7 protein-coding genes are annotated in these 11592 nt (G+C 60.6%); 6 read left to right on the top strand and 1 reads right to left on the bottom strand.

What is annotated here, in order from left to right; genetic code table 11:
• The 5 genes from ACNOHI_RS18580 to ACNOHI_RS18560 form a co-directional block, all read left to right on the top strand.
• A partial coding sequence (locus ACNOHI_RS18580) for a tripartite tricarboxylate transporter permease (RefSeq protein ID WP_420476161.1) occupies positions 1-431 on the top strand: 431 nt, incomplete at its 5' end.
• Between the two features lie 114 nt (positions 432-545).
• Positions 546-1046: a methylated-DNA--[protein]-cysteine S-methyltransferase gene (locus ACNOHI_RS18575; protein WP_420476188.1), complete on the top strand. Its 501-nt coding sequence runs from the start codon at positions 546-548 to the stop codon at positions 1044-1046.
• Positions 1043-1948 carry a site-specific tyrosine recombinase XerD gene (gene xerD, locus ACNOHI_RS18570; RefSeq protein ID WP_420476160.1) on the top strand — a complete coding sequence of 302 codons (906 nt, stop codon included), beginning with the start codon at positions 1043-1045 and terminating at the stop codon, positions 1946-1948. The genes ACNOHI_RS18575 and xerD overlap by 4 nt, the downstream gene beginning before the upstream one ends.
• Positions 1949-1965: 17 nt before the next feature.
• Positions 1966-2349, top strand: coding sequence for a YbaN family protein (locus ACNOHI_RS18565; RefSeq protein WP_420476159.1), 384 nt, complete (start codon positions 1966-1968; stop codon positions 2347-2349).
• 211 nt (positions 2350-2560) lie between these two features.
• Positions 2561-3043 (top strand): transporter, encoded by a 483-nt coding sequence (locus ACNOHI_RS18560; protein ID WP_420476158.1) that lies wholly within the window; start codon positions 2561-2563, stop codon positions 3041-3043.
• A 54-nt stretch (positions 3044-3097) separates the two neighbouring features.
• Here the strand turns inward: ACNOHI_RS18560 and phaP are convergent, their stop codons facing one another.
• Positions 3098-3661, bottom strand: a complete 564-nt coding sequence (phaP, locus tag ACNOHI_RS18555; protein ID WP_420476157.1) for a TIGR01841 family phasin — start codon at positions 3659-3661, stop codon at positions 3098-3100.
• 428 nt (positions 3662-4089) lie between these two features.
• Between phaP and ACNOHI_RS18550 the strand changes: the two genes are divergently transcribed.
• Entirely contained in the window at positions 4090-11580 is a 7491-nt protein-coding gene (locus ACNOHI_RS18550; protein ID WP_420476156.1) for an EAL domain-containing protein, read from the top strand.
• Positions 11581-11592: the final 12 nt, after the last annotated feature.

The raw sequence follows: 11592 nt of genomic DNA, 5'->3' as shown, positions 1-11592 counted from the left end.
GCATCATCGCCTCGATGTGGATCGGCAACTTCTTCCTGATCGTGCTGAACCTGCCGATGATCGGCTTGTGGGTGCGCATGATCATGGTGCCGTACCACTTCCTGTTCCCGGGCATCCTGGTGTTCTGTGCGATCGGTGTGTTCAGCCTGAACAACAGCGAGTTCGACGTGTTCATGATGGCGGGCTTCGGTTTGTTCGGCTACATCTGCGCCAAGCTGGAAATGGAGCCGGCACCGATGCTGCTGGGCTTCATCATCGGACCGATGATGGAAGAGTACCTGCGCCGCGCGCTGCTGCTGTCGCGCAGCGATCCGATGGTCTTCCTGCAGCGTCCGATCTCGGCCACGATGCTGGTGCTCGCAGCGTTGGCGATGATCGTCGTGCTTAGCCCGCAATTGCGCAAGAAGCGCGAGGAAGCATTCGAAGAGTAAGTTCGATAGCATCCAGCCAATCGGCGTGTTCGGAAACGGACACGCCGATTTTCTTTGCGGCCTGTTCCGCGTCGAGATGCGGAAACGTCCGGGATTTTGATTTATCCTAGCGCGATGCATGTACAGCAGAACAGCCAATTATTTTCCGCCATTATCGAGGCTCCCTTTGGTGCGCTAGGTATTCGCACAAATGCGGGAGTGTTACGCGAACTGGTGTATCTCCCTCGCAGCTTTAATGAGAAAGCGCCTGCGGACGCATTGTCTGAACGTGCCGCCCGGCAGGTGAAGCAATACCTGAAGGATCCAGATTTCAGGTTTGACCTGCCTTTGCCTGAGGTTGGCACTGCGTACCAACGCCGTGTTTGGGATGCCATTTCCGGCATCCCGCGCGGGGAGGTGTTGACCTATGGTCAAGTGGCAAAGCTGATTCGCTCCGCGCCGCGCGCCGTAGGGCAAGCTTGTGGCGCCAACTGGTTTCCGCTCATTATTCCCTGCCATCGCGTCACCGCCTCTGGTGGCTTGGGCGGCTTTTCCAATCATGACGACGAAACCGGCTTCCATATCGGCGTGAAGCGGTGGCTGCTCGTCCATGAGGGCGTCAAGGGCTATCGATGACAGTCGCGCCAACCGCAAGCCAGGCGTCGATTGACGAATTTTGCGACACCTTGTGGCTGGAAGACGGCCTCGCGAGGAATACGCTCGACGCCTATCGGCGAGACATGATCTTGTTTGCCACCTGGCTCGATGCGGAACGGGGGAAGAGTCTGTATGCGGCGGCCGACGCCGATATCAATGCGTATTTTGCGTCTCGGCACGCGGACACCAAGGCGACTTCGGCAAATCGCCGGCTCGCCGTGTTGAAGCGTTTTTATCAGCTTGCACTGCGCCAGAACCGAGTCACTGAAGATCCATGCCTCAAGATCAGGTCGGCCAAGCAACCGCCGCGATATCCGAAGACGCTGTCGGAGGCGCAAGTTGAGGCATTGCTCGCGGCGCCTGACTTAAATTCGCCGTTGGGCTTGCGCGACCGGACCATGCTCGAGCTGATGTATGCCAGCGGCCTGCGCGTTTCCGAGCTGGTCTTGCTCAAGACGATCGAAGTCGGCATGAACGAAGGCGTGCTCCGAATCACCGGAAAGGGCAGCAAAACACGCCTCGTGCCATTCGGTGAAGAGGCGCGCGCCTGGATCGAGCGTTACCTGAAGGAGGGGCGTCCCGCGATCCTCAACGGGCAAGTCGACGATGCGCTGTTTGTCACTGCACGCGGCGGCGCCATGACACGCCAAATGTTTTGGACGCTCATCAAGAAGCATGCGCTACGTGCTGCAATCAATGCACCCTTGTCACCGCATACCCTGCGGCACGCATTCGCCACGCACCTGCTTAACCACGGTGCTGACCTGCGGGTAGTGCAACTGCTGCTGGGGCATGCGGACATTTCGACGACGCAGATCTACACCCATGTGGCTCGCGAGCGCTTGAAGAAGTTGCACGCGGTGCATCATCCGCGCGGTTAGCCGCCAGTCAGCACCAGATGAAAATCCTGCTCAATGTCGTTGGTTGCATTGCTGTCGTACTGGCGATCCTTGGAGTTTTCCTGCCGCTGCTTCCGACCACGCCTTTTCTTCTGCTTGCATCGGCATGCTTTATGCGCGGCTCGGACCGCATGCACCGGTGGCTGCGGAATCATCCGATCTTCGGTGAATATCTCCGCAATTTCGAGGACAAGCGGGCGCTGCCGAAGCGGGCGAAAATCGTGAGCATGGTGCTTTTATGGCCTTCCATGCTGTACTCGGTTTACCTCGTCAAGCCTGTCCTGCTCAAGGGCATGCTGCTTGCCATCGCTGTCGGTGTCACGATCATGATCCTGCGGATGAAGACGCTGGACGTGACTGATACATCCCAGGACACGGAGTAGGACACGCATTTTTCAGGACAGTGAATCGGGGCAGAAAACCATTGCTTAATCTCAATTTAGCCAGGCGCAGAAGTTGATACAGTTGACCAATAGTGAATTTCCCCGGATGACTGCCATGGAAAGCTTGCGTACGATTTCTTACCTTGTCCTCGTTGCCGCCACCTTCGCGGCTACCTATCTGGTGACACACATCTGACTTCCCTGACGCGGCATGCGCCTGTTATTCGCGCTTGCCTTGACAGCGTCCGGCGCTGCCTATGCCGACAACACCGCGCTTCGGAACTGGTTCGACGATCCGTTCTTCCAGATAGCCGACACCATGCCTGGGTGTCCGGTACCCCTTGGTCCCTTGCTGACCGACACTGAAATGAAAGCCGAATCGCATGCGCGGGCCGAGCGGGGCACATCCTGCTGGCTGTCTGGTGCATGCGTCGAACCGAATGCCTACCGGTATGACGCGGAGATCGCGCGCTATATCCGGAAGCATGTGACCGTACACGGTGCGGCTAGCCTGTGGATCACGGTCAAGCGGCGTTTTGTCTGGATTGAAGGATGTGTCGAACGGCGGGAGCAGGCATCCGACATGGAGAGTCGGCTGAAGGACGTGCCCGACGTTGAGCGAGTATTCGCGGATGTGATGACAGGCGTGGAGGGCTCGCCTCCCTATCGCAGGGCGCCGGCGGCGCGACGCTGAACTGCAAAAAAAAACGGGCCAACGGCCCGTTTTCATTTCTGCCACTGCGCAGGATTACTTGCGTGCGCGGCTGGTGGTCTTTTCTGCGGCTTGCGTGAACTGGTTGACTGCCGAATTCACGTTCGCTTCGATCACTTCAGCGGCCTGCTTGGCAGTCTTGTTGAACTGTTCGTAGCCGGCGTTGGCGTTGCCGATGGCGGACTTGACGATGGCGATCACGTTTTCGGAACCTGCCGGTGCGTTCTTCGACACGTCTTCCACCAGTGCCGTCATCTTGCGGCCGGTTTCAGCAATTTGCTCTTCCGTCGCGCGGGTCAGCTCAGCCTGGGCGCTGGTCGCAATGCCTGCGAGATGGCGACCGTAGGCGATGGCCTTGGCGGCAGCGGGTTGGGCCTGAGCGGCGGACAGCGAGAAGAATTCTTGCGGATCCTTGGCGCTCAGCAGCTGGCGGGCGGCAATGGACGAATCTTCGAGGGAAGCCTTCGCCACGTTCAGGTTCAGGTCGACGACCTTTTCGACGCTCTCGAACGCCTTGCTGGTCAGGTTGGTGATCAGGGACAGCTGTGCTTCGAAATTGGCTTTGGCAGCATTGGAAAACTGTTCGGGAAGGGTAAACATGGTTCGCTCCTTGAAAGTAGGCGGGAATGAGGGGCGGCCACGTTATTGTGCGCCGCAACAATTCCTATTTTATGGATGGATTCTTCGATGTCAAGCACTTTTTGTGCGCCGCACAAAAAACTTTCGTTAAAGGTGTTCTGCAGTGCCTTGCCTTATTTATCACACACGTCGCGAACAGGCTTGAATGCAAGCGCCTTTTGAACACATCCTTGAGGCCGGTCAACAGGAATGCGCGGTCTTGCTCACTTGATAACTCCGCAATAGAGAGGCCATTCCAAAAGAACGTACCGTGCGCGCTACTACTTGTATCCGGAGAAATACTCCATTAGGCTGGATGAAGGAGACTTTCAAGTTGGAAACAGGATCAGTCGAGCAAAATCGGCTGCACAAGAAAACGCGCAAGCCATTTGCGCACGATCGGGGACGGGATGTATTCGGTAAGCAAGATCCTGCACGTCGGCAGCATAGGGATTCTGTGCCGGGGGCAGCGCACGGATGACGGCCGCTCCGTTCTCGTGCATCTCGTCCCCGAGCACTATGGCTCTCGCCACGTGGACTGGCTGCGCAATGCATTTGCCATTGGGAGCGCAATCGACTCCGTGTTCGTCGCCAAACATGTGGCGATCGACACATGCGAAGGGCGGCCCGCACTAATCCTGGGGGAGCCCGGTGGCGAACCCTTGTCCGCGCTATGCGGTAGTCCAATGGAGCCGCGCCGCTTCCTTTCGATTGCTTCCCAAGTCGTCACTGCCGTCGCGGACCTGCACGCACGGGGCATCATGCACAAGGGGTTGGAGCCTGGCTGCATCTTTGTGGACGAGGCGGCAGGAGCAGCATGCCTTGTCGGTCTGGGGTATGCCGAAGCATTGCCCGGACAGCAGCAGAATGCGGCAATCGACGAGGGTGTACCGCAATCCACGATGGCGCCGGAGCAGACCGGGCGGATGAACCGGATACCCGATCGGCGGACGGACCTTTATGCGCTCGGCGTCATTTTCTACCGGATGCTCACAGGGCGGCTGCCCTTCAAGGCCGACGATGCCATGGGGTGGATTTACTGCCACATCGCGCGTATGCCGCTTCCTCCGTCGGACTTGCATCTTCTCCTGCCGCCGGCGTTGTCGGCGATCGTCATGAAACTGCTGGCGAAGGAGCCGGAAGCGCGCTATCAGAGTGCCGAGGGCCTCCTGCATGACCTGCAGGAATGTGGCCGTCAGTGGGACGAGCATGGCAGCATCGATTCCTTTGTCCTTGCCCGCCACGATGTGCCGTCGCACTTCCAGTTGCCGCAGAAACTGTACGGGCGCGACAAGGAAATCGAACTGTTGCGCCTGGCGTTCGAGCGTGTCGTGGGCGAAGGGCGTCCGGAACTGGTGCTGGTGACCGGTTACTCCGGCATCGGAAAATCCGCGCTCGTCAACGAGCTGTACAAACCGATCGCCCGCGAGCAGGCGCTTTTCGCATCCGGGAAATTCGACCAGTACAAGCGGGATATTCCTTACTCCACGATCGTTCAGGCATTTGCCGCGCTGGTGCTGGAACTGCTTGCGCAAAGCGAGGAGCGCATCAGCCAATGGCGTCATGAATTGCAGGAGGCGCTTGGCGTCAACGGACAACTGATCGTCGATGTCATCCCGACGGTCGAGCTGATCATCGGTGCGCAGCAACCTGTGCCTGAGCTTCCCGCGACGGAAGCACGGAATCGCTTCGGCATCGTCTTCCGCCAGTTCATTGGCGTGTTCGCGCGGAAGGAGCATCCGCTGGTCCTGTTCTTGGACGACCTCCAATGGTCCGATCCGGCCAGCCTTGCACTGATCGAAAGCTTGCTGCTTCACCCGGACATGCGCTATTTCATGCCGGTTTGCGTCTACCGCAGCAGCGAGGTAAGCGCTGCGCATCCCTTCCGCCTGAGTATCGATGCATTGCGCGAGGGACGGGCGCCGGTCACCGAGATCGTGCTGGATGCGCTACCTGACCGGGCGATCAATGCGCTGCTGTCCGATGCGCTTCATTGCGACGAACAGCACACGCTGCCACTCGCGCGGCTCATCAGCGAAAAGACCGGAGGCAATCCCTTTTTCGCGATCCAGTTCCTATCCGCATTGCACGAGCAGCACCTGATCGCGTTCGATCGAAGACTGTCGGCCTGGCGCTGGGACATGCCGCGAATCGAAGCGTACGGTTTCACGGATAACGTGGCCGAGTTCATGATCGGCAAGCTCATGCGGATGTCTCCCGAGGCACAGCAAGCATTGCAACGCTTTGCCTGCCTCGGTACACGCGCCCGCGCCCAACTGTTGGCCGCGGCGCTCGAATGCGCCGCACAGGACCTGCCGGCAGTGCTTGCGGAACCGCTGCGCGCGGGCCTCGTCCTGCGCGTCGGTGACGACTACAAATTCCTGCACGACAGGGTGCAGGAAGCCGCGTACTCCATGATTGATGCCAGCGGGCGCGGTGCGCTTCATCTGGACATCGGACGGGCCTGCATTGCCGCCTTTACTGCTGAACAGGCAGAGGAGCAGGTGTTCGACGTCGTTAACCAATTCAACCAGTGCACTGAGGCGTCCATTGACAGGACCGAGCGAGAACTGCTCTGCCGGCTCAACCGGCTCGCCGGAAGGAAAGCCAAATCGGCGATTGCCTACGCCGCCGCGCGCAACTATCTCCGAAGATCGGTCTCCCTTCTGGCGTCCGAAATCTGGACAACGGATCCTGGGCGCGCTTTTGACATTCATTTCGAACTCGCCGAATGCGAGTACCTGAGCGGGGATGGCGAACGCGCCGAGGCCTTGTTCGGACTCCTCCTGCAACACGCTTCCGCACCACTTGACCGGGCGCGCGTCTACGGACTACGCATGGGACTGTGCCAGACGGCAGGCCGCTTCGACGAAGCGGTAGCGGCAGGATGCGCCGGATTGCAACTCTTCGGACTCGCAATTCCGTCCGACGATACGGAAATCGCCATGCTGGAAGATAAGGAACGCGTGCGCATCGCTGCCGGTCTGGCCGGACGCTCGCCGGCAGACCTGTTCGATCTGCCGGCCGCCGCGAACAAGGCCGCAGCCGCCACCATCGCGTTGCTCGTGGAGATGCTTCCCTGTGCCTTTGTCGCACGCAATCGGCTCTATCCGCTGCTCATTCTCAAGGCAGTGAATCTGTCGCTGGAATATGGGAACACCGCAAAATCCTGCGTGGCCTACAGCGGCTACGGCATGCTACTCGCATCGCGGCTCGGCGACCTTGCGTCCGGCTATGCGTTCTCCGGGTTGGGCCTGCGCCTGAACGAAAAATTCAATGATGTGCGGATGCGGGGAGCATTGCTTTTCCTGCACGGCAATTACCTCAACTTCTGGCACAAGCCCTTCGCTGACAACATCGCCCTGATGGAAGAGGGGTTCCGGGCCTGCCTCGAGGTTGGCGATCTCGTATGGGCGGGCTACTCGTCGTACCGGACGCCCTGGCAGATGATCGAGAAGGGGGATTCCCTGGATAAAGTCGCCAAGGGCTTGCAGGGATACGCCGCCTTCGCGCAGCAAAGCCGCAATGATGCAGCGTGGCGCGCGATCCGGCTCGAGCAACAGTTCGTCGCAAGCATGAAGGGGGCGACGACAGAGCAGGCCGGCTTCAGCGACGACAGGTTCGACGAGGAGGAATGCCTGCAGTCGTTCGAGCGGACGCGGTTTCGCTCCGGGACTGCCTTCTACCACGTCATGAAGCTCATCGCGAGCTACCTGTATCGCCGCTACGGGGATGCGCTCGATGCGTCCCGGCTGGCAATGAAAATGCAAGACGTGATGACGTCGATGCCGATCGAGGCAAGCTGCACCTTTTACCAGGCGCTGACGTTGACGGCGATCTACACCCAGGTCGATGCAGAGCGGCAGCTGGAGTATGCCGGCATCCTGAATGAGCATCAGAAACGCTTGCGCCTGTGGGCAAAAAATTGCCCGCAGAATTTCCTGCACCGGTATGCGATGGTCGCTGCGGAAATGGCGCGCATCGAGGGCCGCGATCTTGACGCGATGCAGCGTTACGAGCAGGCGATTCGTCTTGCGGCGCTGCACGGTTTCATGCAGGACGAGGCGCTTGCCAATGAGCTGGCCGCCTATTTTTATCGTACGCGCGGTTCCGGGCGCAGTGCGGACGCCTACCTTCGGCATGCGCACGCCTGTTACGCGCGCTGGGGCGCAGCCGGAAAAGTACGTCAGCTCGAATCGTTGTATCCGCAGTTGCAGGGAAGCGACACCGTCCTTGCCGACGACTCCCTGCCGCGAGGCACCCTGCAGCTGGACGCACTTGCCGTCATCAAGGCATCCCAGGCACTGTCCGGCGAGATTGCCTTCGACCGGCTATTGTCGCGGTTGCTCCAGGTTGTGATCGAGCAGGCGGGCGCGCAGAAGGGGTATGTCATCCTTCAGCATGGCGCCGACCTGGCGATCGAGGCGGAAGCGGTGCTGGATGAGCGCGGCGTCGTGCAGGCACGTCGCCTCAATGCGCTCCGGCTGTCGTCGACGCCGTTGTTGCCGGTGACCCTGGTTAACTATGTCTGGCGCACGCGACAGAAAGTCCTGCTCGAGAGCGCGGTGGCCGACGCGCGGTTCGCCTCCGATCCCTATATTGCGTCGAACCACCTGAAGTCCGTCCTTTGCCAGCCGATCTTCCGGCAGGCGGAACTGGTCGGCCTGCTGTACCTGGAAAACAACCTCCTCGCCGGCGCATTTTCGGCGGACGCGCTCGGAGTGCTGGAACTGCTTTCCTCGCAGGCGGCCATCTCGCTCGACAATGCCCGCCTCTACACTGACCTGGAAGAGGAAAACGCCGAGCGGCGCAGGATAGAGCGTGAGCTCCAGCTGTCCGAAGCGCATTACCGCCGCCTGTTCGAAACGGCGAAGGACGGCATCCTGTTGCTGCATTCCGCGTCTGGCGTAGTGACGGATGTGAATACCTGCCTGCTCCAGATGCTCGGCTATCGTTATGAGGAATTCGTCGGCAAATGCATCCGCGACGTCATGCCCTTCAGGCACCGGCCGGAATGCCATGCGCTCTTCCAGGAATTGCAGGAAAAAGATTCAGTACGGCACGACTCGCTGCCGCTGCAAACGCGCGATGGGCATGAACTCGTCGTCGAATTCGTCAGCAGCGCGTACCAGGTCGACGAAGCACGCGTCATTCAATGCAACATACGCGACATGACCGACAGGCGTCGCGCGGAGCAGCGACAGGCGGTCCAGTTCGCGGTCACGCGTGTCCTGGCCGACGCCACGTCCCTGGTCCAGGCGGCATTGCCGCTGCTCGAATCGATCTGCACGAACTTTGGCTGGGAAATCGGTGAACTGTGGGAAGTCGACGAGAACGCGGATACGTTCAGGCTGATGCAGGCATGGGAATCCGCCTCCGTTGCCCCAACCGCGTTCGTGGCGACGGCGAGGAAGAATGCGGTCTCGGTGTCTACCGGACTGCCTGCACTGATCGTCCGCTCGCAGCAACCGCTCTGGGTGCCCGATGTGACGGCGGAGCCGGCGTTCCGGCGTCCGCGTGAAGCGGCGCAGATCGGCTTGCATGGCAGCTTTGCCGTCCCCGTCCTGCTGGGCGGCAGCGTCGCCGGCGTCATGGCATTCTTCAGCCGCGAAACGCGCATGCCTGACGAGGAAATGATCGGCATGATGCAGGTCATCGGCAGCCAGATCGGCCAGTTCATCCAGCGCAAGCGCGCCGAGCAGGCGCTGATCCGGAGCGAGGAGCGCTTCCGCAGCCTGACCGACTTGTCCTCGGACTGGTACTGGGAACAGGACGAACATTTCCGGTTTACGGTTATGTCGGAGGGTGTCGGTCGCGTCGGCGGAATGGTACCGGAGCACCTGATCGGCAAGACGCGCCGCGATCTTGCCATCGATGAGGGCACGCTCGACCCGACGGCCTGGGAGGAGCACGTGCGTATCCTCAAGGCACACCTGCCGTTCCGGGACCTCGAATACAAGGTGCATGCGGAGGACGGACGGTGGCACTGGTTCAGCATCAGCGGCGAACCGCTGTTCGACGATGACGGCGTGTTCCGCGGCTACCGCGGCACGGGCAAGGAAATCAGCGAACAGAAGCAGGCCGAGGCATTGCACGTCGGCCAGGCACGTGTGCTCGAAATGATTACCACTGGCGCTTCACTGCATGACGTGCTGACCTGTCTCGTCGGCGTGATCGAGTCGCAGTCCGAAGGCATGATCGGATCGGTGATGCTGCTTGCGGAAGACGGCCAGCGCATGCGCGCGGGGGCGGTGGCCGGCCTGCCGGTCGCCTGCGTTGAACTTCTTGAAGCGATGCCCATCGGGCCTGCTGCCGGCTCCTGCGGCACCGCCGTGCATCTCGGCCGGCGCGTGGTTGTCAACGACATCGAACACGATCCCTTGTGGCGGGACTATCGGGATGCCGCCTTGCGGCACGACTTGCGCGCGTGCTGGTCGACGCCGATCCTGTCGCAGCAGGGCACGGTGCTGGGAACCTTCGCCATGTATTACCGGCAGGTGCGCACCCCCTTGCCGGCCGAATTGCGGCTGGCCGATTTTGCCGCGCGCATTGCCGGCATCGCGATCGAGCGCAAGCAGGCCGAGCACCGTATCAGCTACATGGCGCACCACGACACCCTGACCGGCCTGCCTAACCGTGCGCTGCTGCTGGACAGGCTGCGGCAGGCGGTTGCGCAATCGCAGCGCATCGTGAAATCCGTCGCGGTGATGTTCATCGACCTGGACGATTTCAAGCACATCAATGACTCGCTCGGCCATCAGGTTGGCGACCAGTTGCTGCAGATGGTTGCCGAACGCTTGCAGCGATGCCTGCGCCGCGGCGATACGCTTGCCCGCCTTGGCGGCGATGAATTCGTGCTGGTGCTGCCATCCATCGATGATGACCATGCTGCCGCGTCGGTGGCGCAGAAAATCCTCGATGAACTCAGGAGCACTTTCTACGTCAACAGTCACGAATTGCATGCAGGCTGCAGTATCGGCATCAGCCTCTATCCCGACGACGGCGAGGATGCGGACACGCTCATGCGCGCGGCGGACACCGCGATGTACCATGCCAAGGGCAAGGGACGCGGCAACTATCAGTTCTTCATGCAAAGCCTGAATGTCGCCGCGCAGTACCGGCTTGCGATCGCCAACCAGCTGCGCCAGGCGATCTCCCGCGGCGAATTCAGCCTGCATTACCAGCCGCAGGTCGACATGGAGCGCGGCAAGATCGTTTCAGCGGAAGCCCTGCTGCGCTGGTTGCAGCCGGATCGCGGCTTCATTCCTCCGGCGGAATTCATTCCGATTGCCGAGGAAACAGGATTGATCACCCAGATCGGTGAATGGGTCTTGCGCGAGGCGTGCCTGCAATTGCGGCGCTGGCGCGATGCAGGGCATACGGAGTTGTGCATGGCCGTGAATCTGTCAGCGCGCCAATTGCTTCAGCCGGATTTTGTCGGCAGTGTCGAGCGCATCCTGCTGGAAACGGGCGTGCCGGCGGCAGCGCTGGAGCTGGAGATCACCGAAAACTTCCTGATGCATCCGAGCGAGGAAAACCTGGTGCCGCTCACGCAGCTGAGCGAAATGGGCGTGCAGCTTTGGGTGGATGACTTCGGCACCGGTTACTCGAGTCTGTCCTACCTGAAGCGTTTCCCCATCCATGCGCTCAAGATCGACCAGTCTTTCGTGCGCGGGATCGGACAGGCGCAGCATGATGCGGCGATCACCAATGCCATCATCGCCATGGCGCACAGCCTGAACCTCAAAGTGATTGCCGAGGGGGTGGAGACGGCCGATCAGGCCGCTTTCCTGCGCGCGCGGCAGTGCGTGTTCGCACAGGGCTACTACTACAGCAAGCCAGTGCCGCCGGCCGCTTTCTGCGAACTGCTGTGCCGCCAGCCGCTCCTGTCGGCGGCATGACAAAAGCGCAAG

Origin of the sequence: Noviherbaspirillum sp. ST9, assembly GCF_048799745.1 — a bacterium.
Taxonomy (GTDB): Bacteria; Pseudomonadota; Gammaproteobacteria; order Burkholderiales; family Burkholderiaceae_D; genus Noviherbaspirillum.
The sequence above is the reverse complement of the archived record's forward strand: the minus strand, read 5'-3'. Positions and strand labels throughout refer to the sequence as shown.